This is a genomic window from Streptomyces sp. NPDC016309, assembly GCF_043077235.1.
Lineage (GTDB): Bacteria > Actinomycetota > Actinomycetes > Streptomycetales > Streptomycetaceae > Streptomyces.
Genome location: NZ_JBIBSG010000005.1, coordinates 544843 through 566603 on the forward strand (window position 1 = coordinate 544843; position 21761 = coordinate 566603).

General features: G+C 74.0%; 18 protein-coding genes. 14 read left to right on the forward strand and 4 right to left on the reverse strand.

Annotated elements, in window-relative coordinates; translation table 11 throughout:
- Positions 1–4: 4 nt before the first annotated feature.
- Positions 5–991 carry a DNA polymerase III subunit delta gene (gene holA / locus ACF068_RS16050; protein ID WP_392274828.1) on the forward strand — a complete coding sequence of 329 codons (987 nt, stop codon included), beginning with the start codon at positions 5–7 and terminating at the stop codon, positions 989–991.
- A gap of 383 nt (positions 992–1374) precedes the next feature.
- Here the strand turns inward: holA and rpsT are convergent, their stop codons facing one another.
- Positions 1375–1641, reverse strand: coding sequence for a 30S ribosomal protein S20 (rpsT, locus tag ACF068_RS16055; protein ID WP_064069563.1), 267 nt, complete (start codon positions 1639–1641; stop codon positions 1375–1377).
- A 208-nt stretch (positions 1642–1849) separates the two neighbouring features.
- On the opposite strand from rpsT, the gene lepA reads away from it, so the two are divergent.
- From lepA to hemW, 4 genes are all read left to right on the forward strand, one after another.
- Positions 1850–3721 carry a translation elongation factor 4 gene (gene lepA, locus ACF068_RS16060; RefSeq protein WP_392274829.1) on the forward strand — a complete coding sequence of 624 codons (1872 nt, stop codon included), beginning with the start codon at positions 1850–1852 and terminating at the stop codon, positions 3719–3721.
- A 244-nt stretch (positions 3722–3965) separates the two neighbouring features.
- On the forward strand, positions 3966–5855 hold the full coding sequence (locus ACF068_RS16065; protein ID WP_392274830.1) for an AMP-dependent synthetase/ligase: 1890 nt from the start codon (positions 3966–3968) through the stop codon (positions 5853–5855).
- 176 nt (positions 5856–6031) lie between these two features.
- Positions 6032–8209 carry a SpoIIE family protein phosphatase gene (locus ACF068_RS16070; RefSeq protein WP_392274831.1) on the forward strand — a complete coding sequence of 726 codons (2178 nt, stop codon included), beginning with the start codon at positions 6032–6034 and terminating at the stop codon, positions 8207–8209.
- 15 nt (positions 8210–8224) lie between these two features.
- The gene (gene hemW / locus ACF068_RS16075) at positions 8225–9457 is read left to right on the forward strand and encodes a radical SAM family heme chaperone HemW (RefSeq protein ID WP_392274832.1); all 1233 of its coding nucleotides are present in this window, start codon (positions 8225–8227) and stop codon (positions 9455–9457) included.
- Between the two features lie 58 nt (positions 9458–9515).
- Here the strand turns inward: hemW and ACF068_RS16080 are convergent, their stop codons facing one another.
- Entirely contained in the window at positions 9516–10331 is an 816-nt protein-coding gene (locus ACF068_RS16080) for a DUF3097 domain-containing protein (protein ID WP_392274833.1), read from the reverse strand.
- A gap of 10 nt (positions 10332–10341) precedes the next feature.
- On the reverse strand, positions 10342–11064 hold the full coding sequence (locus ACF068_RS16085; RefSeq protein ID WP_392274834.1) for an MBL fold metallo-hydrolase: 723 nt from the start codon (positions 11062–11064) through the stop codon (positions 10342–10344).
- A gap of 167 nt (positions 11065–11231) precedes the next feature.
- On the opposite strand from ACF068_RS16085, the gene hrcA reads away from it, so the two are divergent.
- The 9 genes from hrcA (at position 11232) to ACF068_RS16130 (ending at position 20212) form a co-directional block, all read left to right on the forward strand.
- Positions 11232–12248 (forward strand): heat-inducible transcriptional repressor HrcA, encoded by a 1017-nt coding sequence (hrcA, locus tag ACF068_RS16090; protein WP_392274884.1) that lies wholly within the window; start codon positions 11232–11234, stop codon positions 12246–12248.
- The gene (dnaJ, locus tag ACF068_RS16095; protein WP_392274835.1) at positions 12249–13385 is read left to right on the forward strand and encodes a molecular chaperone DnaJ; all 1137 of its coding nucleotides are present in this window, start codon (positions 12249–12251) and stop codon (positions 13383–13385) included.
- Positions 13386–13431: 46 nt separating this feature from the next.
- Positions 13432–14508 (forward strand): nitronate monooxygenase, encoded by a 1077-nt coding sequence (locus tag ACF068_RS16100; protein WP_392274836.1) that lies wholly within the window; start codon positions 13432–13434, stop codon positions 14506–14508.
- The gene (locus tag ACF068_RS16105; RefSeq protein WP_392274837.1) at positions 14505–15236 is read left to right on the forward strand and encodes a 16S rRNA (uracil(1498)-N(3))-methyltransferase; all 732 of its coding nucleotides are present in this window, start codon (positions 14505–14507) and stop codon (positions 15234–15236) included. Before ACF068_RS16100 ends, ACF068_RS16105 begins: the two co-directional genes overlap by 4 nt.
- Positions 15237–15453: 217 nt before the next feature.
- Complete coding sequence (locus ACF068_RS16110) at positions 15454–16749, forward strand: ATP-binding protein (RefSeq protein ID WP_392274838.1); 1296 nt, start codon at positions 15454–15456, stop codon at positions 16747–16749.
- Positions 16746–17876: a tetratricopeptide repeat protein gene (locus ACF068_RS16115; RefSeq protein WP_392274839.1), complete on the forward strand. Its 1131-nt coding sequence runs from the start codon at positions 16746–16748 to the stop codon at positions 17874–17876. The genes ACF068_RS16110 and ACF068_RS16115 overlap by 4 nt, the downstream gene beginning before the upstream one ends.
- Positions 17877–17916: 40 nt before the next feature.
- Complete coding sequence (locus ACF068_RS16120) at positions 17917–18276, forward strand: histidine triad nucleotide-binding protein (RefSeq protein ID WP_392274840.1); 360 nt, start codon at positions 17917–17919, stop codon at positions 18274–18276.
- A gap of 11 nt (positions 18277–18287) precedes the next feature.
- The gene (locus tag ACF068_RS16125; RefSeq protein ID WP_392274841.1) at positions 18288–19196 is read left to right on the forward strand and encodes a ribonuclease Z; all 909 of its coding nucleotides are present in this window, start codon (positions 18288–18290) and stop codon (positions 19194–19196) included.
- Positions 19197–19207: 11 nt separating this feature from the next.
- Positions 19208–20212 (forward strand): adenosine deaminase, encoded by a 1005-nt coding sequence (locus ACF068_RS16130; protein ID WP_392274842.1) that lies wholly within the window; start codon positions 19208–19210, stop codon positions 20210–20212.
- 32 nt (positions 20213–20244) lie between these two features.
- Here the strand turns inward: ACF068_RS16130 and ACF068_RS16135 are convergent, their stop codons facing one another.
- Positions 20245–21570: an MFS transporter gene (locus tag ACF068_RS16135; protein WP_392274843.1), complete on the reverse strand. Its 1326-nt coding sequence runs from the start codon at positions 21568–21570 to the stop codon at positions 20245–20247.
- Positions 21571–21761: the final 191 nt, after the last annotated feature.

The window sequence follows — 21761 nt, forward strand, 5'->3', positions numbered from 1 at the left end:
CGCGATGGCCACCAGAAAGAACCAGACCGACGACGTCCTCGCGCCCGTCACCCTCGCCGTGGGGCAGGAGGACCTGCTCCTCGACCGCGCGGTGCAGCAGGTGGTGGCGGCCGCCCGCGCGGCCGACGCCGACACGGACGTGCGCGACCTGACGTCCGACCAGCTCCAGCCCGGCGCCCTCGCCGAGCTGACCAGCCCCTCGCTCTTCGCCGAGCGCAAGGTGCTCGTCGTGCGGAACGCGCAGGACCTCTCCGCCGACACGATCAAGGACATCAAGGCGTACCTCGGCTCGCCCGTGGAGGACATCAGCCTCGTCCTGCTGCACGCGGGCGGCGCCAGGGGCAAGGGCCTGCTCGACGCGGCGCGCAAGGCGGGCGCGAGGGAGGTCGCCTGTCCGAGGACGACCAAGCCGGCGGAGCGCCTGACGTTCGTGCGCGGGGAGTTCCGGGCGCTGGGGCGTTCGGCGACCCCGGAGGCGTGCCAGGCGCTCGTCGACGCGGTCGGCAGCGATCTGCGGGAGCTCGCGTCCGCGGTGTCGCAGCTCACCGCGGACGTCGAGGGCACCATCGACGAGGCGATCGTCGGGCGGTACTACACGGGCCGTGCGGAGGCCTCCAGCTTCAACGTCGCCGACCGGGCGGTGGAGGGCCGGGCGGCGGAGGCGCTGGAGGCGCTGCGCTGGTCGCTTTCGACCGGTGTCGCGCCCGTGCTGATCACCAGCGCGCTCGCCCAGGGGGTGCGGGCGATCGGCAAGCTGTCCTCCGCGCGGGGCGGACGCCCCGCGGACCTCGCCCGTGAGCTGGGCATGCCGCCGTGGAAGATCGACCGGGTGCGCCAGCAGATGCGCGGCTGGACCCCGGACGGGGTGGCGGTCGCGCTGCGGGCCGTCGCCGAGGCGGACGCCGGGGTCAAGGGCGGGGGCGACGACCCGGAGTACGCGCTGGAGAAGGCCGTCGTCACCATCGCCCGCGCCGCCCGCTCCCGCCGCTGACCCGCGATGCCCGGGGCGCTGCCCCCGGGCATCGCCCCGGGGGGTTGCCCCCGGAGTGCGTCACCCGCTCGCGGATACCGGAGCCCAGGCCCCTCGGGGCTCCTGCGCCCCCGGATCCCCAGGCCCCGGCGAGGCCGGCGGCGCCTGGGAATCCGGCGGTCCGGCGGGTCCGGCGGCCCGATGGGTCCGGCGGGTCCGGCGGGCGAGGGTATGCCGAAGGCCCCGGTGCCGGTCCTGGGGAAGGACGGGCGACGGGGCCTTCGGGTGATGCTTCGGTGAGCTCGTACCCGCGTGGCGAACGCAGGCCGCGTACGGGCTCGGGGTGCCGGTCAGGAGCGGATGAGAGGGCCCGCTGGGTCCGTCCCGGCGATCAAATCAAGAGCTCAGCCCTGGAGGGAGGCAACCTTGGTGGCCAGCGCCGACTTCTTGTTGGCGGCGGCGTTCTTGTGGATGACACCCTTCGAGACGGCCTTGTCGAGCGCACGGGAGGCGGCGCGAGCGGCAACGGTGGCCTTCTCGACGTCACCCGCGGCGGCAGCCTCACGGGCCTTGCGGATCGCGGTCTTGAGCGACGACTTGACGGCCTTGTTGCGCAGGCGCGCCTTCTCGTTGGTCTTGTTCCGCTTGATCTGGGACTTGATGTTCGCCACGAAAGAGCCTTTTCAGGTTCGTAAGGATTTCTCTGATGTGTGCCACGTCGCTGAGAGGGCCACGAGACACAGCTGCCCAGGCTACCAGCCGTCCTCCGAGCGGCCCAAACCGAGCGCCGGTCCCCGTCCGTGGGACCATGGAACCTACGTATCGATCCGCCGTCGACCCGAGCAGAGACGCCCGGCGTCTCGAGAATCAGGACCCTGCGTGCCCGCGACCCCTATCCACGTGCCCGAGCCGAGCCGTACCGACCCGGCGCTGATCCGCAATTTCTGCATCATCGCGCACATCGACCACGGCAAGTCCACCCTTGCCGACCGGATGCTCCAGCTGACCGGTGTGGTCGAGCAGCGGCAGATGCGCGCTCAGTACCTCGACCGCATGGACATCGAGCGCGAGCGCGGCATCACGATCAAGTCCCAGGCGGTGCGTCTGCCGTGGGCCCCCACCCAGGGGCCCGGCCAGGGCAGCACTCACATCCTCAACATGATCGACACCCCCGGTCACGTCGACTTCACCTACGAGGTGTCACGGTCCCTGGCCGCGTGCGAGGGCACCATCCTGCTCGTCGACGCCGCCCAGGGCATCGAGGCGCAGACCCTCGCCAACCTCTACCTGGCGATGGAGAACGACCTCACCATCGTCCCGGTCCTGAACAAGATCGACCTGCCGGCCGCCCAGCCGGAGAAGTTCGCCGAGGAGCTGGCGAACCTGGTCGGCTGCGACCCCGACGACGTGCTGCGCGTGTCGGCCAAGACCGGCATCGGCGTCGAGGCGCTGCTCGACCGGGTGGTCAAGGACGTTCCGGCCCCGGTCGGCGTCGCCGACGCCCCAGCCCGCGCGATGATCTTCGACTCGGTGTACGACTCGTACCGCGGTGTCGTCACCTACGTCCGTGTCATCGACGGGCAGCTCAACAAGCGCGAGCGCATCCGCATGATGTCCACCGGCGCGACCCACGAGCTGCTGGAGATCGGGACGAACTCGCCCGAGATGCTGCCGGCCGACGGGCTCGGCGTGGGCGAGGTCGGCTACCTGATCACGGGTGTGAAGGACGTTCGCCAGTCCAAGGTCGGTGACACCATCACCACCCTGCACAAGGGCGCCACGGAGGCCCTGGGTGGCTACAAGGACCCCAAGCCGATGGTGTTCTCCGGCCTCTACCCGCTGGACGGCTCGGACTACCCCGAGCTGCGCGACGCCCTCGACAAGCTCCAGCTCAACGACGCCGCGCTCGTCTACGAGCCGGAGACCTCCGCCGCGCTCGGCTTCGGCTTCCGCGTCGGCTTCCTCGGCCTGCTCCACCTCGACGTCATCCGCGAGCGGCTGGAGCGGGAGTTCGGGCTCGACCTGATCGCCACCGCCCCCAACGTGGTCTACCGCGTGCTCATGGAGGACGGCACCGAGCACACCGTCACCAACCCGAGCGAATTCCCCGAGGGCAAGATCAGCGAGGTGTACGAGCCGGTCGTCCGCGCCACGATCCTCGCCCCCAGCGACTTCATCGGCTCGATCATGGAGCTGTGCCAGACCCGCCGCGGCACGCTCCTCGGCATGGACTACCTCTCCGAGGACCGGGTCGAGATCCGCTACACCCTGCCGCTCGCCGAGATCGTCTTCGACTTCTTCGACCAGCTCAAGTCCAAGACCCGCGGCTACGCCTCCCTCGACTACGAGCCCACCGGCGAGCAGGCCTCCAGCCTGGTCAAGGTCGACATCCTGCTGCACGGCGACAAGGTCGACGCCTTCTCCGCCATCACGCACAAGGACGCGGCGTACGCGTACGGCGTGCGGCTCGTGGCCAAGCTGCGCGAGCTCATCCCGCGGCAGGCCTTCGAGGTGCCCATCCAGGCCGCCATCGGCTCCCGGGTCATCGCCCGCGAGACGATCCGCGCCATCCGCAAGGACGTCCTCGCCAAGTGCTACGGCGGTGACATCTCCCGGAAGCGGAAGCTGCTGGAGAAGCAGAAGGAGGGCAAGAAGCGGATGAAGATGGTCGGTTCCGTGGAGGTTCCGCAAGAGGCCTTCATCGCGGTGCTGTCCAGCGACGACTCGGCCGGCGGCAAGGCCAAGAAGTAACCGGGCCCGCACAGCGGCCCGCACACCGCCCGCACGGCGCCCGTTCGTTACCGGACGGGCGCTTTTGCGTGCCCGCGACGTGCGCGGCGGCGCCCGAGTCGTTATGAAGCGGGTATGAACCACCGGGCCATAGGCCCTTACATGGCGGACGACGGCGCTCTAACCTGATCCCGCCCAAGGGTTACTCGCCAGTTAAACAATCATCCCGTCGTGCAGCCCTGCCGCAAGCCGCCCGGAGGACGTCGTGAGCGACACACAGACCCTGATCGAGACCCGACCGCCCTCCGTGGCGAACCTCTTCCTGGAGCGTGTGGCGAAGACCCCGGACGCCGAGGCCTACCGCTACCCGGTCCCCGCGGCCTCGGGTCAGGGCCCCGACGACTGGAGGTCCCTGAGCTGGGGACAGGCCGCGGAGCGCGTCTACGCCATCGCCGCCGGTCTCGTCGACCTCGGCGTACGGCCCGAGGAGTGCGTCGCCCTCGCCTCCGCCACCCGCGTCGAGTGGATCCTCGCCGACCTCGGCGTGATGTGCGCCGGAGCCGCGACCACCACGATCTACCCCCAGACCAACGCCGAGGAGTCCGCGTACATCCTCGCCGACTCCGGGAGCCGCGTCCTGATCGCCGAGGACGCCGCCCAGCTCGCCAAGGCGCGCGAGCGCCGTGCCGACCTGCCGAACCTCGCCCACGTCGTGGTCATCGACCCGGCCGCCGCCGAGGCGGACGCCGGCGACCCGGAGGGCTGGGTGGTCTCCCTCGCCGAGCTCGAGGAGCGCGGCCGCGCCCACCTGGAGAAGAACCCCGAGGCCGTCAGGGACCGGGTCTCCGCCATCACCGCCGACCAGCTCGCCACCCTCATCTACACCTCCGGCACCACCGGCCGCCCCAAGGGCGTACGGCTGCCGCACGACAACTGGTCGTACATGGCCAAGGCCATCGCCGCGACCGGCCTGGTCACGGGGGAGGACGTCCAGTACCTCTGGCTGCCCCTGGCACACGTGTTCGGCAAGGTGCTGACCTCCGGCCAGATCGAGGTCGGGCACGTCACCGCGGTCGACGGGCGCGTCGACAAGATCATCGAGAACCTGCCGGTCGTCCAGCCGACGTACATGGCCGCCGTGCCCCGCATCTTCGAGAAGGTCTACAACGGCGTGGCGGCCAAGGCGCGGGCCGGCGGCGGCGCCAAGTACAAGATCTTCAAGTGGGCCGCCGAGGTCGCCCGCGAGTACGCCCGGACCAGCCAGGACAACTTCCGCCGCACCGGCCGGGCGACCGTCCCCTTCGGGCTCGGCGCCAAGCACAAGGTCGCCGACGCCCTCGTCTACTCCAAGCTCCGCGAGGCCTTCGGCGGCCGGCTGCGCGCCGCCGTATCCGGCTCCGCCGCCCTCTCGCCCGAGATCGGCTTCTTCTTCTCCGGCGCCGGTATCCACATCCTGGAGGGCTACGGACTCACCGAGTCCAGCGCCGCGTCCTTCGTCAACCCGGGCGAGGCCTACCGCACCGGCACCGTCGGCAAGCCGCTGCCCGGCACCGAGGTGCGGATCGCGGACGATGGCGAGATCCTGCTGCGCGGCCCCGGCATCATGGAGGGCTACCACGGGCTGCCGGAGAAGACGGCCGAGGTCCTGGAGTCGGACGGCTGGTTCCACACCGGCGACATCGGCGAACTGTCCGTCGACGGCTACCTCCGGATCACCGACCGCAAGAAGGACCTGATCAAGACGTCCGGCGGCAAGTACATCGCGCCCGCCGAGGTCGAGGGACAGTTCAAGGCGGTCTGCCCGTACGTCTCCAACATCCTGGTCCACGGCGCCGACCGGAACTACTGCACGGCGCTCATCGCCCTCGACGAGCCCGCGATCCTCGGCTGGGCGGAGGAGCACGGACTGGGCGGCAAGCCCTACGCGGAGGTCGTCGCCACCGCCGAGGTGGAGCGGCTCGTCCAGGGCTACGTGGACCGGCTCAACGAGGGGCTCCAGCGCTGGCAGACCATCAAGCGCTTCCGCCTCCTGCCCCGTGACCTCGACATCGAGCACGGCGAGCTGACGCCCAGCCTGAAGCTCAAGCGCCCGGTGGTGGAGCGCGAGTACAAGCACCTGATCGACGAGATGTACGCCGGGACCAAGGAGGTCTGAGCCTCCCGCTCCCGGGGCGACGGGGGCGGGACCGGGACGAGGCGGGGCCGCGCGAGGAACGCGCGGCCCCGTTCGCGTCGGCGAGTTCGATGACTCGGTGCTTATGTGCGTGCTCGATCTGTCACCCTGTCGGTGTCCGACCACGAGCAGAACCAGGAGCCGACGAGGAGCCGCACGTGGGGTCCTTTCCGACACAGCGCGCGATCACCGGTGAGCTGCCGCTGCCGCCCCACCACCCGCCGCCGGGCCAGTCCGTCACCCGCACCAGCCTGCCGGGCAACCCCCTCGCGCCGTCCGCGGCCCGCCGCTTCGTGCGCGCCGCGCTCGCCGACTGGACCGGCCTGGCGGTGCCCGCCGCCGCGACGATCACCGAGCGGGTCGCCGACGACGCCGTCCTGGTCGCCGGCGAGCTGGTGACCAACGCGGTCGTCCACGCCGGCACCACCGTCGAGCTGCTGATCCGGCTGGAGGACCCCGCCGAGGGCCGGCCCGCCGCCCTCGTCCTGGAGGTCTCCGACCACCACCCCACCCGGGCCGTCCGCCACGACCACCAGCTCGACGAGGACGACGACGGGCTCGACGAGTACGGCCGCGGGCTGCGGCTGGTCGCCGCGCTCGCGGAGTGCTGGGGCATCACCTACCGCCCCGGCCTCAAGACCGTCTGGGGCCGGCTGCCCCTGGACGGCTGGGACGCCTGCCCCGTGCCCGGCGGCGAGCCGGCGATCCGGCGCGGGCTGCGCGCCGCCGAGATCCTCGCCCCGGCGCCGCGCAGGGTGGTGCGCGACGACCACGAGTGGGCCGGCCGGGGGGCGCTGTCGTTCCTGGCCGAGGCGTCCGACCTGCTCGCGGGCCAGCTCGACGAGGACCTGGTCGCCGCGCTCGCCGGCCAGCTCCTGGTGCCGCGCCTGGCCGACTGGTGCGCCTTCTGGCTGGAGGACGACGGCACGCGGGGCGGCGGGCCCCGGCTCGCCCGGGTGTGGCACGCCGACGAGTCGGCCCTGGAGACGCTGCGGTCGGTCCTGGAGAAGGAACCGCCGCGCATGCCGGACCCGCCCCGCACGGGCCCCGTCACCATCCCCTGGCCGACGGCCCCGGCCGGCGCCGCGGCCGGCCGGCACGCGCCACGCCCCGCCCCGGCGGACGGCACCCCCGGCCCGGACGGCCGCCCCGGGGACGGCCGCGCCGACGCCGCCGCGGACCACACGCACGACGCCGCCACGGACCACGCCACGCACGGGGCCGCCACGGACGACGGCCGCGACGACATCCCTGACGACGTCACGCGCGACGGCCTCGACGACACCGCCGCCGACCACGCCGACGGGCCGTCCCCGGCGGCCGGGGCGGCGGCCGGGGGCACCGCGGTCGCGTACCGGCTCGTCGTCGGAGGTCACGGGCTCGGCACGCTGCTGCTCGGGCGGCGCGGGCGGGCCGGTATCCCCGACGCCGTCTCCGCCCTGGTCGAGGACTTCGCCCGCCGCGTCGCCCTCGCCATCGGCGCGGCCCGCCGCTACACGCGCCAGGTCACCATCAGCCGCATCCTCCAGCGCGGGCTGCTGCCCAGCCAGGTGGCCCACATCCCGGGCGTCGACAGTTGCGTCGTGTACGAGCCGAGCGACGACGGGCTCGCGGGCGGCGACTTCTACGACGTGTTCCAGGCCGGCCCCGGGGCCCGGCGCTGGTGCTTCATGCTCGGCGACGTCCAGGGCAGCGGCCCCGAGGCCGCCGTCGTCACCGGCCTGGCCCGCCCCTGGCTGCGGCTCCTCGCCCGCGAGGACCACGAGGTCGGCCACGTCCTGGACCGGCTGAACCGGCTGCTCCTGGACGACGCCACCGAGGCCGCCGAGGCCGCCGCCTCCATGGTCGCCGCGGCCGGTGACCCGCCCGGCGCGCCACCGCCCCCGGCCCAGCCGCAGTCCCGGTTCCTGTCGCTCCTGTACGGCGACCTCGTCCCCCTCACCCCCGAGGACGGCGGCGGGGCCCGCTGCACGCTCGCCTCCGCCGGCCACCCGCTGCCGCTGCTGCTGCGTCCGGACGGCACCGTGACGCCCGCCGCCGCGCCCCAGGTGCTGCTGGGCGTCGTCGACGACGTCGCCTACCAGAGCCACACCTTCCACCTGGCGCCCGGCGACACCCTGCTGTGCGTCACGGACGGCGTCACAGAGCGCCGCTCCCGCACGGGCCGGATGTTCGACGACGGGGACGGCCTGGCCGAGGCCCTGGCCGGCTGCGCGGGGCTGCCGGCCCACGAGGTCGCGGAAAGGATCAAGCGCGCGGTCCACGCCTTCGGCGAGACGCCGGTACGGGACGACCTCGCGCTGCTGGTGCTCCAGGCCAGGCAGCGCCCGCGGTGACGGACAATGGGCGGTATGCCTTCCGTACTGCCCGATGGTGAGCCCATGCCCGAGGACGGCGCGCTGCCCGCGTCCGCCCTGCTCGGCGCCGGTGAGCGGCCGCTCGGGTTCTATCTGCACGTGCCGTACTGCGCGACCCGCTGCGGCTACTGCGACTTCAACACCTACACCGCCACCGAGCTGCGCGGCTCCGGCGGAGTGCTCGCCTCCCGCGACAACTACGCCGCGACGCTGACGGACGAGGTGCGGCTCGCCCGCAAGGTCCTGGGCGACGACCCCCGCCCGGTGCGGACCGTGTTCGTCGGGGGCGGCACGCCCACGCTGCTCGCCGCCGCCGACCTCGTGGCGATGCTGGGGGCCGTCCGGGACGAGTTCGGGCTCGCGGACGACGCCGAGATCACCACCGAGGCGAACCCGGAGTCCGTGGACCCCGCGTACCTCGCCGAGCTGCGCGAGGGCGGCTTCAACCGGATCTCCTTCGGTATGCAGAGCGCCCGTCAGCACGTCCTGAGGGTCCTCGACCGCACGCACACCCCCGGGCGGCCGGAGGCGTGCGTCGCGGAGGCGCGGGCGGCGGGTTTCGAGCACGTCAACCTCGACCTGATCTACGGCACGCCCGGCGAGAGCGACGACGACTGGCGCGCCTCGCTCGACGCGGCGATCGGGGCGGGGCCCGACCACGTCAGCGCGTACGCCCTGATCGTCGAGGAGGGCACCGGGCTCGCGCGGCGCATCCGGCGCGGTGAGGTGCCGATGACGGACGACGACGTCCACGCCGACCGGTACCTGATCGCCGAGGAGGTGCTGTCCGGGGCGGGCTTCCAGTGGTACGAGGTCTCCAACTGGGCCACCTCGGACGCGGGGCGGTGCCTGCACAACGAGCTGTACTGGCGCGGCGCCGACTGGTGGGGCGCCGGCCCCGGGGCGCACAGCCACGTCGGGGGCGTGCGGTGGTGGAACGTGAAGCACCCCGGCGCGTACGCCGCCGCGCTGGCGGAGGGGCGTTCACCGGGCGCGGGGCGCGAGGTGCTGTCGGAGGAGGACCGGCGGGTGGAGCGGGTGCTGCTGGAGCTGCGGCTGCGGGAGGGCTGCGAGCTGTCGCTGCTCCGGCCGGCGGGCCTGGCCGCCGCCGAGCGCGCGGTAAGGGACGGGCTCCTGGACACCGGTCCTTACGCCGAGGGACGGGCCGTGCTGACGCTCCGGGGACGGCTGCTCGCCGACGCCGTGGTGCGGGACCTGGTCGACTGACACGGGCCCTCCGTCGAGAGGGACCCCGCGCCAGGGGCCTGCCGACGGCCCCGTGCCGTCACACGTGCTCGGCGTCGCCGACCGTCACGTGGTCGATCAGCCGTTCCACCGCGCCCAGCAGCTCCGGCTCCAGGTCCTTGTAGGTCCGTACCCGGGACAGGATGTGCTGCCAGGCCGCGCCCGTGTTCTCGGGCCAGCCGAGCGCCCGGCACACCCCGGTCTTCCAGTCCTGGCCGCGCGGCACGGACGGCCACGCCCGGATGCCCACCGACGAGGGCTTCACCGCCTCCCACACGTCGATGTACGGGTGCCCCACGACCAGCGTGTGGGCGTCCGTCACCGAGGCCGCGATACGGGACTCCTTGGACCCGGGGACCAGGTGGTCCACCAGGACCCCGAGGCGGGCGTCGGGGCCCGGGCCGAAGTCCCGCACGATGGCGGGCAGGTCGTCCACGCCCTCCAGGTACTCCACGACCACGCCCTCGACGCGCAGGTCGTCGCCCCACACCCGCTCCACCAGCTCGGCGTCGTGCCGGCCCTCCACGTAGATGCGCCCCGCCCGGGCGACACGCGCGCGTGCGCCCGGCACGGCGATCGAGCCCGAGGCGGTGCGCGACGGGCGCGCCGGGGCGGCGGCCGGGCGCACCAGCGTCACCGGGCGACCCTCCAGGAGGAAGCCGCGCGGCGCCATCGGGAACACCCGGTGCTTGCCGAACCGGTCCTCCAGGGTCACCGTGCCCGCCTCGCAGCCGATCACCGCCCCGCAGAACCCGGTGCTCACCTCCTCGACCACCAGGTCCGGCTCGGCGGGTACCTCCGGCACCGGGGCCGGACGCTTCCAGGAGGGCGTCAGGTCAGGGTCGTAAGCGCGCATTCGCCAGACGCTACGACACCCCGAACCGGCGGGCCAGCTCATCGCGTTGGGCGCGTACGAACGCGGCGTCGACGACCGCCCCGTGCCCCGGCACGTACAGCGCGTCCCCGCCGCCCAGCTCCAGCAGCCGGTCCAGGGCGGCCGGCCAGCGCGACGGGATGGCGTCCGGGCCCGCCTGCGGGTCGCCGGACTCCTCCACCAGGTCCCCGCACAGGACGACGTCCCTGGAGCCGGGCACGAGCACCGCCAGGTCGTGGCCGCTGTGCCCGGGGCCCACGTTGGCCAGCAGCACCTGGCGCCCGCCCAGCTCCAGGGTCCACTCGCCGGACACCAGGTGGTGCGGGGCCACCAGGACGTCCGCCGCCTCCAGGGCGTCCGTGGCGCCGACCCCGTGCCGCACGGCGTCGGAGCGCAGCCCGTCCCGGTCCCGGATCAGCACGGTGTCGACGCCGACCGCGCCGTACACCTCCGCCCCCGAGAACGCCGCCGTGCCGAGCACATGATCGAAATGCGGATGGCTCAGTGCGATGTGCGTCACTCTCCGGCCGCCCATCAGCGCCTGCGCCTGGGCACGGATCGCGGCGCCCTCACGGAGCGTCGCGCCCGTGTCGAAGAGCAGGGCGCCCTCCTCGCCGACCACCAACGCCGTGGTGGCGTCCCACACGGGCAGCCTCTTGCGGCCCACGCCGTCGGCGAGACGCTCCCACCCGAAGTCTTCCCAACTGACGTCCATACCGCGACGCTATCGGCATCCACCAGCGCCGTCGCGCGGTAGCGTGGTCGGCCGCCCTTGCTAGGGGCGTACCCCGGCGCCGTACACTTGCCGGGGGATGGTTGGCACTCGGGCAGGGCGAGTGCCAGCGCAGCAGACGGAACAACGGCCAGCTGGAGGTGCGCGCGATGCTCAGCGAACGCAGACTCGAGGTACTGCGCGCCATCGTCCAGGACTACGTCGGCACCGAGGAGCCCGTCGGCTCCAAGGCGCTCACGGAGCGCCACAACCTCGGCGTCTCGCCCGCCACCGTGCGCAACGACATGGCGGTGCTGGAGGAGGAGGGCTTCATCGCCCAGCCCCACACCAGCGCGGGCCGCATCCCCACCGACAAGGGGTACCGCCTCTTCGTCGACAGGCTCGCCGGCGTCAAGCCGCTGTCGTCGCCGGAGCGGCGCGCCATCCAGAACTTCCTGGACGGCGCCGTGGACCTCGACGACGTCGTCGGCCGTACGGTGCGGCTGCTCGCGCAGCTCACCCGGCAGGTCGCCGTGGTCCAGTACCCGTCGCTGACGCGCTCCACCGTGCGTCACGTGGAGCTGCTGTCGCTGGCACCGGCCCGGCTGATGCTGGTCCTGATCACCGACACGGGGCGGGTCGAGCAGCGCATGATCGACTGCCCCGCGCCGTTCGGCGAGACGTCCGTGGCGGACCTGCGGGCGCGGCTCAACAGCCGCGTCGTCGGGCGGCGCTTCACGGACGTGCCGCAGTTGGTGCAGGACCTCCCCGAGTCCTTCGAGGCGGAGGACCGGGGGACCGTCTCCACGGTGCTGGCCACCCTGCTGGAGACCCTGGTGGAGGAGACCGAGGAACGGCTGATGATCGGCGGCACCGCCAATCTCACCCGCTTCGGGCACGACTTCCCCCTGACCATCCGGCCGGTGCTGGAGGCGCTGGAGGAGCAGGTGGTGCTCCTCAAGCTGCTCGGCGAGGCCAAGGACTCGGCCATGACCGTACGTATCGGGCACGAGAACGCCCACGAGGGCCTCAACTCCACGTCCGTCGTCGCGGTCGGCTACGGTTCGGGCGACGAGGCAGTCGCCAAACTCGGCGTGGTCGGACCGACCCGCATGGACTACCCCGGAACGATGGGAGCGGTACGCGCAGTGGCACGTTACGTCGGACAGATCCTGGCGGAGTCGTAAGTGGCCACGGACTACTACGCCGTACTCGGCGTACGCCGCGACGCGTCCCAGGACGAGATCAAGAAGGCGTTCCGCAGGCTCGCCCGCGAGCTGCACCCGGACGTCAATCCCGATCCGAAGACGCAGGAGCGCTTCAAGGAGATCAACGCCGCCTACGAGGTGCTGTCGGACCCGCAGAAGAAGCAGGTCTACGACCTCGGCGGCGACCCGCTGTCCTCCTCGGGCGGCGCGGGCGCGGGCGGCTTCGGCGCGGGCGGCTTCGGAAACTTCTCCGACATCATGGACGCCTTCTTCGGTACGGCGTCCCAGCGCGGCCCCCGGTCGCGCACCCGGCGCGGCCAGGACGCGATGATCCGCCTGGAGATCGACCTCAACGAGGCGGCCTTCGGCACGACCAAGGACATCCAGGTCGACACGGCCGTCGTCTGCACCACCTGCTCCGGTGAGGGCGCCGCGCCCGGCACCTCGGCGCAGACGTGCGACATGTGCCGCGGCCGTGGCGAGGTCTCGCAGGTCACCCGGTCCTTCCTGGGCCAGGTCATGACCTCCCGCCCCTGCCCCCAGTGCCAGGGCTTCGGCACGGTGGTCCCCACCCCGTGCCCCGAGTGCGCGGGCGACGGCCGGGTCCGGTCCCGCCGTACGCTCACGGTCAAGATCCCGGCCGGTGTGGACAACGGCACCCGTATCCAGCTCGCCGGCGAGGGCGAGGTCGGCCCGGGCGGTGGTCCGGCCGGTGACCTGTACGTCGAGATCCACGAGCTGCCGCACGCGGTCTTCCAGCGGCGGGGCGACGACCTGCACTGCACGGTGACCATTCCGATGACGGCGGCCGCGCTGGGCACGAAGTGCCCGCTGGAGACGCTGGACGGGCTGGAGGAGGTCGACGTCCGCCCCGGGACGCAGTCGGGCCAGTCCATCCCGCTGCACGGGCGCGGAGTGACCCATCTGCGCGGCGGCGGACGCGGTGACCTCATCGTGCACGTCGAGGTCCAGACGCCGTCGAAGCTCGACCCGGAGCAGGAACGGCTGCTGCGCGAGCTGGCGAAGCTGCGGGGCGAGGAGCGGCCGACGGGGCAGTTCCAGCCGGGCCAGCAGGGCCTGTTCTCCCGGCTCAAGGACGCGTTCAACGGGCGGTGAGCCCGGTGGGTTCGGTACGGGTGCGGGGGCGTGACACCATGCGTGCATGTCCTCCGCACTGACCGGTCTCTGCCGGTACCCGATCGTGCAGGCCCCCATGGCGGGCGGCGCCTCCGGTCCGGAGCTCGCCGCGGCCGTGTCCGGGGCGGGCGGCCTGGGGTTCCTGGCCGCCGGGTACAAGACCGCCGACGGCATGTACCAGGAGATCAAGCAACTCCGCGGGCTCACCCCCCGCCCCTTCGGCGTGAACCTGTTCATGCCGCAGCCCGGGCAGGCCGACCCTGCCGCCGTGGACGTCTACCGCCACCAGCTCGCCGGTGAGGCCACCTGGTACGACACGCCGCTCGGGGACCCCGACGCGGGCCGGGACGACGGGTACGAGGCCAAGCTGGCCATCCTGCTGGAGGACCCGGTCCCGGTGGTGTCGTTCACCTTCGGGTGCCCCACCCGCGAGACGGTCGCCGCGTTCGCCCGGGCCGGGACGCTCACCGTCGTGACGGTCACGTCCCCGGAGGAGGCCCAGGCCGCGCGGGAGGCGGGCGCCGACGCCGTGTGCGTCCAGGGCGTCGAGGCGGGCGGCCACCAGGGCACGCACCGCGACGACCCGGAGACCGGCGGGGCGGGAACGGGACTGCTGTCGCTGGTCGCGCAGGTCAAGGAGGCCGTGCCGCTTCCGGTGGTCGCCGCGGGCGGCCTGATGCGCGGCAGTCAGATCGCCGCCGTCCTAGCGGCGGGCGCCGAGGCCGCCCAGCTCGGCACCGCGTTCCTGGTGTGCCCCGAGTCGGGCGCCCACCCCCTGCACAAGCAGGCCATGACGAACCCGCTGTTCACCCGCACCGAGCTGACCCGGGCCTTCTCGGGGCGCCCCGCCCGCGGCCTGGCCAACCGGTTCATGCACGAGCACGGCCCGTACGCCCCCGCCGCCTACCCCGAGGTGCACCACCTGACGAGCGGGCTGCGCAAGGCGGCCGCCAAGGCGGGCGACCCCCAGGGCATGGCCCTGTGGGCCGGGCAGGGGCACCGGATGGCACGCGAGCTGCCCGCCGCCCGCCTGGTGGAGGTCCTGGCCGCCGAACTGGACGCCGCCGCGGCCTCCCTCGCCCTGCGGAGCGTGGCGTCATGACCGCCCCCGTCTTCCTGGTGGACCGGGTCACCGGCGGGACCGTCACGCTCGACGGGCCCGAGGGCCGGCACGCCGTGTCCGTGCGGCGGCTGCGGGTCGGAGAGGAGATCGTCCTCACGGACGGCGCCGGCCGGGGCGCGTACGGCACCGTCGCGGCCGTCGAGGGCAAGGACCGCCTCGACGTCACGGTCACCGAGGTGCGCACGGAGCCCGAGCCCGCCCCGCGCATCACCGTCGTCCAGGCCCTGCCCAAGGGCGACCGGGGCGAGCTGGCGGTGGAGACGATGACCGAGACGGGCGTCGACGCCATCGTGCCGTGGGCCGCGTCCCGGTGCATCACCCAGTGGAAGGGCGACCGCGGGCTGAAGGCGCTCGGCAAGTGGCGGGCCACCGCCCGCGAGGCGGGCAAGCAGTCGCGCCGGCTCCGCTTCCCGGACGTCGCGGACGCGGCCGGCACCAAGCGGGTCGCCGAGCTGCTCGCGGCCGCCGACTTCGCGGCCGTGCTCCACGAGGAGGGCGCCGAGCCGCTCGCCACCGCCGAACTGCCCGCCACGGGCGACATCGTGCTCGTCGTGGGCCCCGAAGGAGGCGTGTCGCCCGACGAGTTGGCGGCGTTCGCCGCGGCGGGCGCCAAGCCCTACCGGCTCGGGCGCAGCGTTCTGCGCACCTCGACCGCCGGGACGGCCGCCACCGCCCTGCTCCTGGGCCGCACCGGCCGCTGGTCCTGACCGGAACGCCCCCGCCCGGCTCCGCCGCCCGCCCGCCGCCCGCCCACCGCGTGGACGCCGCGCCCGGTCCGCGGCCTCCGCGCGCCCACCCTCCGCGCGCCCACCGGTCCCGGCCGGACCGCGCCGGCCACGGGCGGCGGGACCGCCCGGCGCCGGCGGGGCTCCGACGGCGGGGCCCACCGGGCCGGTTGTCGTGGGCGATCCGTAAGGTGGCGGCATGTCCGACGAGTCTCCCCTCATCCGCAGCATGCGCGCCGCCGTCGCCGCCGCACCCGACGACGTCCCCCTGCGGTTGCACCTCGCCGAACTCCTTCTCCGCGAGGGGCGGAACGACGAAGCCGTGTCCGAGGCCGCCGTCGCCCTCCAGCACGCGCCCGGCGACCCTGAGGCCCGCGCGCTGATGGGCCGCGCCATGGGCATGCCGCCCGCGCCGCCGGAGCCCCCGCGGGCCCCGGACGACCAGGCGTCCCCGGCGCCCCGCGAAGCGCGGACGCCCCGGCACGGCGAGGACTTCGACTGGGCGGCCGCCGAGCAGGAGGTCGGCGACATCGTCCCGCCCCGGTTCGCCGACGGGACCGAGGCGCCTCTCACCGCCGACGGCCACGGCGACGACCCGGGCGGCGCCACCGCCTGGGACGTGGACGCCCCCGGTGCCGTACGCCTCGCGGACGTCGGCGGCATGCAGGAGGTCAAGGACCGCCTGGAGGCCGCCTTCCTCGCCCCCATGCGCAACCCCGAGCTGCGCAAGCTGTACGGCAAGAGCCTCCGCGGCGGTCTGCTGCTCTACGGGCCGCCCGGCTGCGGCAAGACGTTCATCGCCCGCGCGGTCGCCGGGGAGCTCGGCGCGAACTTCCTGTCGATCTCGCTCAGCGACATCCTCGACATGTACATCGGCGCGTCCGAGAAGAACGTCCACGACGTCTTCGAGACCGCCCGCGCCCAGGCCCCGTGCGTCGTCTTCCTCGACGAGCTCGACGCGCTGGGCGCCAAGCGGAGCCGCAGCCACCACAGCGGGCTGCGCAACGTCGTCAACCAGCTCCTCACCGAACTGGACGGCATCGCCGCCGACAGCAACGACGGCGTGTTCGTGCTGGCCGCCACCAACGTGCCCTGGGACGTGGACATCGCGCTGCGCCGCCCCGGCCGCCTCGACCGCACCCTGCTGGTCCTGCCGCCGGACGCCGCCGCGCGCCACGCGATCCTCCGCTACCACCTGCGCGACCGCCCCATCGAGGCGGTCGACCTCGGCAAGCTCGTCAAGGCCACCGAGGACTTCTCCGGCGCCGACCTCGCGCACGTCTGCGAGAGCGCCGCCGAGACCGCGCTGCTCGACTCGGCCCGCACCGGCACCGTACGCATGATCAACACCAAGGACCTGCTCGGCGCGGCCCGGCAGATCCGGCCGTCCACCGACCCCTGGTTCTCGGCCGCCCGCAACGTGGCGACGTTCGCCAACGACGGCGGCATGTACGACGACCTCCTCGCGTACCTGAAGAGGAAGCGCAAGCTGTGACCACCCAGGCCGACCCGCCCACCCCGTCCTCCCCGCCGTCCCGGACGCTGGACCGGGCCGAGGCGCTGTACGACCTGGAGCGCTACGAACAGGCCGCCGCCCTCGCCGCCCAGCACCTCGCCCAGCACCCCGACGACGCCCCGGCGCTCGCCCTGCTGGCCCGCTGCCGCCGCCACCTCGGCGACCGGGGCGAGGCGCTGCGCCTGGCCGACGAGGCGCTGCGCGCCGACCCGGAGCTGCCGTCCGCCTGGTTCCTCCGCGCCGACCTGCTGGCTCACGGACCGGCCGGCGGGCCGCAGTGGGCGGCCGCCGAGGACGCCGCCCGGCGGGGCCTCGCCCTCGTCCCCTGGCACTGGAGCGGCTACCACGTCCTCGGCACGATCCTGTCCCGCTCCGGGCACCCGGCACGACGCCGGGAGGCGTACGCGCTGGCGCTGCGCTCCGTCGAGCTGGGGCCCGAGGAGGACGCCACCCACTTCCTGCTGGGCCTGACGGCGTACCAGCTCAAGGACTACCGCACCGCCGAGCGGGCCTACGAGAACGCGCTGCGCCTGAACCCGGAGAGCAGCGAGGCGCACAACAACCTGTCCCTGCTGCACCTGCGCCGCCGCTGGTACCGGCGCGGCGCCTGGACCAGGGCGGCCGAGGGGTTCGTCGACTCGGCCGCGCTCGATCTGGAGGACCGGGAGGCCCGCTTCAACCTGGAGACCATGGCCTGGGGGACCGCGGCCGGCGCCCGCTGGGTGGCCCTGGGCGGGTTCATGGCCGCCGCCATCGGCTCGGCGCGGCTGCGCACCGGGGGCACCGGCACGGGCGCCGTCCTGGCCGAGGCCGTCGGGGTGACGGTGTTCCTGGCCCTGTGGGGCGGCTGGGCCCTGTGGACGCTCCGGCGGGTGCCGCCGCGGCTGCGGCGCCCCCTGCTGCTGATCTCCCGCGGCTGTCCGCCGGTGCTGTGGATGGCCGGCGCCGTGGCGCTGCTGGGCCTGGAGTCGGCGGTCGCCCTCGCGCTGCCCACGGCGAGCGCGGGCGTCCTCGCCGGACTGGGCGCGCCGCTGTTCTGGGGCGTGGTCCTGACGTACTGGATCAGCAGGTCGGCGCTCAACAGACGCGCCCCCGGCCGCCGATAGAGTGCCCCCGTACGCAGCCGGAGACAGAAAGGACCAGGACATGGCCGGAGAGCCGCAGAGCGACTGCCTGTTCTGCAAGATCGTGGCGGGGGAGGTCCCGGCCACCGTCGTGCGCGAGTCGGAGACGACCGTCGCCTTCCGCGACATCAACCCGCAGGCGCCCACCCACGTCCTGGTCATCCCCAAGGCGCACTACCGCGACGCCGCGTCCCTCGCCGCCGGGGCGCCGGAGATCGCCGCGGACGTGCTGCGCGAGGCCGGGCAGGTCGCCGCGGACGAGAAGGTCGACGGCAGCGGCTACCGCGTCGTGTTCAACACTGGTTCCGGCGCCGGCCAGACCGTCTGGCACGCGCACGCGCACGTGCTGGGCGGCCGCGGTCTGAACTGGCCCCCCGGGTAGTCGCGACAGCCATGTCCGTACGAGAGCTCGTCGTGCTGGGCACCGCCAGTCAGGTGCCCACCCGACACCGCAACCACAACGGCTACCTGCTGCGCTGGGACGGCGAGGGCATCCTCTTCGACCCGGGCGAGGGCACCCAGCGCCAGATGCTGCGGGCCGGGGTCGCCGCGCACGATATCGACCGCATCTGCGTCACGCACTTCCACGGCGACCACTCCCTGGGCCTCGCCGGGGTGATCCAGCGGATCAACCTCGACCAGGTCCCGCACCCGGTCACCGCGCACTACCCGGCGAGCGGGCAGCGCTTCTTCGACCGGCTGCGGTACGCGACCGCCTACCGCGAGACGGTGGAGCTGGCCGAGGCGCCGGTCGCCGCCGACGGCGTGCTCGCCACGACCCGGGCGTACACGCTGGAGGCCCGCCGCCTGTCGCACCCCGTCGAGTCCTTCGGCTACCGGCTCACCGAGCCCGACGGGCGCCGGATGCTGCCCGAGCGGCTCGCCGCGCACGGCATCCAGGGCCCGGACGTGGGCCGCATCCAGCGCGACGGCGCGCTGGGCGGGGTGCGCCTGGAGGACGTCAGCGAGGTACGGCGCGGCCAGCGATTCGCGTTCGTCATGGACACCCGGCTGTGCGACGGTGTCCACGCCCTCGCCGAGGGCTGCGACATGCTGGTCATCGAGTCGACGTTCCTCGACGAGGACGCCGTGCTCGCCGAGGACCACGGCCACCTGACGGCCGGACAGGCCGCCGCGGTGGCCGCCGGGGCGGGGGTGCGCCATCTCGTCCTCACCCACTTCTCGCAGCGCTACGGCGACCCCGACCTCTTCGAACAGCAGGCGAGAGCGGCCGGGTTCGACGGTGAGCTGACCGTCGCCCAGGACCTGATCCGCGTCCCGCTCCCCACCCGTCACCAGTAAGGCCGAGCCCCATGCACCTCCCGGAAGCCCTCCCCAAAGCGGAACTGCACCTCCACATCGAGGGCACCCTCGAACCCGAGCTCGCCTTCGCGCTCGCCGCGCGCAACGGGGTCGCGCTGCCGTACGCCGGCACGGAGGAGCTGCGCGAGGCGTACCTCTTCAGCGACCTCCAGTCGTTCCTGGACCTGTACTACGGTCTGATGGCCGTGCTGCGCACGGCCGACGACTTCACCGAGCTCGCCGACGCCTACCTGGCCCGGGCCGCGGCCCAGGGCGTGCGGCACGCCGAGATCTTCTTCGACCCGCAGGCGCACACCGAGCGCGGTGTGCCCGTCGGCACGGTCGTCGAGGGGCTGGCGCGGGCGCTGGAGCGCAGCGAGGAGCGGCACGGCATCTCGACACAACTGATCATGTGCTTCCTGCGCGACCGGTCGGCCGAGTCGGCGATGGAGACCCTCCAGGCCGCGAAGCCGTACCTGCACCACATCACGGGCGTCGGGCTGGACTCGGCGGAGGTGGGCCACCCGCCGTCGAAGTTCGCCGAGGTGTACGAGGCGGCCGGGGCGCTCGGGCTGCGGAAGGTCGCCCACGCGGGCGAGGAGGGTCCGCCCGCGTACGTCCGCGAGGCCCTGGACGTGCTGGGCGTCGAGCGGATCGACCACGGGCTGCGGGCCGTGGAGGACCAGGAACTGGTGGAGCGGCTGGTCCGCGACCGGGTGCCGCTGACCCTGTGCCCGCTGTCCAACGTCCGGCTGCGGGCCGTGGACGTCCTGGAGGACCACCCGCTGCCGTCGATGATGGCGGCGGGACTGCTCGTGACCGTGAACTCCGACGACCCGGCCTACTTCGGCGGCTACGTGGGCGACACCTTCCACGCGGTCCACGAGGCGCTGGGGCTGGACGAGGAGCAGCTCCGCGAGCTGGCCCGCAACTCGTTCCTGGCGTCGTTCCTGGACCACGACGAGGACCGCCGGGCGCGGTACCTCGCCGAGGTCGAGGCGTACGAGTTCGGCTAGGTCGTGTCCCCCTCGGGAGCGCCCGCCGTTCGTCAGCGGGGCCCCGAGGGGCCGGCCTGGCGGTAGGCGCGGCGGCGGACCAGGAGCGGGGCCAGGGCGCGGACGGGGAACTCGGTGACCGGCTGCTCCGGGGCGCCGATCTGCGGGGCGGACACGCCCGCCGCCGCGCCCGTGGTGCCCGCGACGATCGCGGTGGGGGCACCGCCCCGGCGGCGGACGGCGCCCGGGACGAGCGGGCGGCCCGAGGTGTGCAGGGCCACCGCGGTCAGCGGGACGGCGAGCAGGACGAGCAGGGCGCCCAGCACCAGGCCCATGCCGGGGTAGCCGGCCCGTTCCGACAGGACGCTCCCGGCGACCGGGCCGCAGGCCACGCCCAGCGAGGACGCCGAGCCCGCCAGGACCGCCCAGCGGCCGCGCGGGTCCAGGGAGGCGGCCAGGCCGATCAGGTACGACAGGACGACCGGGTAGCAGGCGTTCCACAGGATCTCGCCGGCCGCGAAGGAGGCCAGGCCCTCGGCGGCGGAGCTCACGGCGATGCAGCCGGCGATCACGACCGTACCGGCGCCGATGGGGACCGCCCGCCCGAGCCGGGCGCCCAGCGCGCCGGCCGCGGTGACGCCCAGCAGCCCGGCGCCGAGCGCCGCCGCGAACACCGCGCCGACCGCGACCTCGCTCAGGCCCGCCTGGGTGGTGCCGATCCGGCCGCTGACGCCCCACAGGGCGTTCTGCGCCATCGACCAGCACACCATCGCGCCCGCCAGGACCAGGCCGGCCCGGGGCCGCGGCAGCGGCGCGCCGGCCTCCCGCACGGCACCCGTGTCGTGACCGCCCTCCAGGCGGCCGGTGGCGGGCCACACGGCGGCGGCGACCAGCGCGAGCGCCGCGAACGGCAGGGCGTGCCCGCCGCCCAGGCGCGGCAGCGTCAGGTACAGGGCACCGGCCGTGGTGGACACCGACAACAGGCCCAGGGTGGAGGCGCGGTGCGGATCCCGGAGCCCCGCGATCCCGGCCGCGGCGACCGCCGTGGCCGTACCGGAGCCGAAGCCGCCGACGACCGCTCCGGCCACGACCAGCGGTACGGCGGAGGTGAGGGCGGCGCAGCCGTAGCCGGTCAGCGCCACCAGCAGGCCCGCGCGGGCCAGCCGGCGCGGCCCGTGGCGGTCCACCCGCGACGCGAGGGTGAACCCGGCGGCGGCCGAGCCGAGGAGCAGCCCGGAGCCGGCCAGGCCCGCCTGGGCGGGGGAGAGTCCCAGACCGGCGGAGAGGCGGCCGACGACGGTCGGCAGGAGGTACGCGGCGAGGTAGCCGGCCGTGAACACGGCGACGAGCGGCCACAGGGCGCGCGGGCGCGAGGGCATGGGCGTTCCCGGACGGGAGAAGGGGGAAAGGGGTGGAGCGCCCGGTGTCGTACGGGAACGTGCACGGGAACGCGGGCCAATTTGTATCAAGCGGGCCGGTCGTACGAGAAGGCGGGAAGGGGCCAGCGGGATGTGATCCGCGTCACTATGCGTTTGTGTGCGGTGATGGCGGGTAAGGGAGCTCGTTCTCC

What these genes read in the sequence shown, in the direction of transcription:
- holA (WP_392274828.1), top strand. Translation starts at nt 5, where the DNA reads ATGGCCACCAGAAAGAACCAGACCGACGACGTCCTCGCGCCCGTCACC.
- hemW (WP_392274832.1), top strand. Translation starts at nt 8,225, where the DNA reads ATGCCTTCCGTACTGCCCGATGGTGAGCCCATGCCCGAGGACGGCGCG.
- ACF068_RS16080 (WP_392274833.1), bottom strand. Translation starts at nt 10,331, where the DNA reads ATGCGCGCTTACGACCCTGACCTGACGCCCTCCTGGAAGCGTCCGGCC.
- ACF068_RS16085 (WP_392274834.1), bottom strand. Translation starts at nt 11,064, where the DNA reads ATGGACGTCAGTTGGGAAGACTTCGGGTGGGAGCGTCTCGCCGACGGC.
- hrcA (WP_392274884.1), top strand. Translation starts at nt 11,232, where the DNA reads ATGCTCAGCGAACGCAGACTCGAGGTACTGCGCGCCATCGTCCAGGAC.
- ACF068_RS16100 (WP_392274836.1), top strand. Translation starts at nt 13,432, where the DNA reads ATGTCCTCCGCACTGACCGGTCTCTGCCGGTACCCGATCGTGCAGGCC.
- ACF068_RS16105 (WP_392274837.1), top strand. Translation starts at nt 14,505, where the DNA reads ATGACCGCCCCCGTCTTCCTGGTGGACCGGGTCACCGGCGGGACCGTC.
- ACF068_RS16110 (WP_392274838.1), top strand. Translation starts at nt 15,454, where the DNA reads ATGTCCGACGAGTCTCCCCTCATCCGCAGCATGCGCGCCGCCGTCGCC.
- ACF068_RS16120 (WP_392274840.1), top strand. Translation starts at nt 17,917, where the DNA reads ATGGCCGGAGAGCCGCAGAGCGACTGCCTGTTCTGCAAGATCGTGGCG.
- ACF068_RS16125 (WP_392274841.1), top strand. Translation starts at nt 18,288, where the DNA reads ATGTCCGTACGAGAGCTCGTCGTGCTGGGCACCGCCAGTCAGGTGCCC.
- ACF068_RS16130 (WP_392274842.1), top strand. Translation starts at nt 19,208, where the DNA reads ATGCACCTCCCGGAAGCCCTCCCCAAAGCGGAACTGCACCTCCACATC.
- ACF068_RS16135 (WP_392274843.1), bottom strand. Translation starts at nt 21,570, where the DNA reads ATGCCCTCGCGCCCGCGCGCCCTGTGGCCGCTCGTCGCCGTGTTCACG.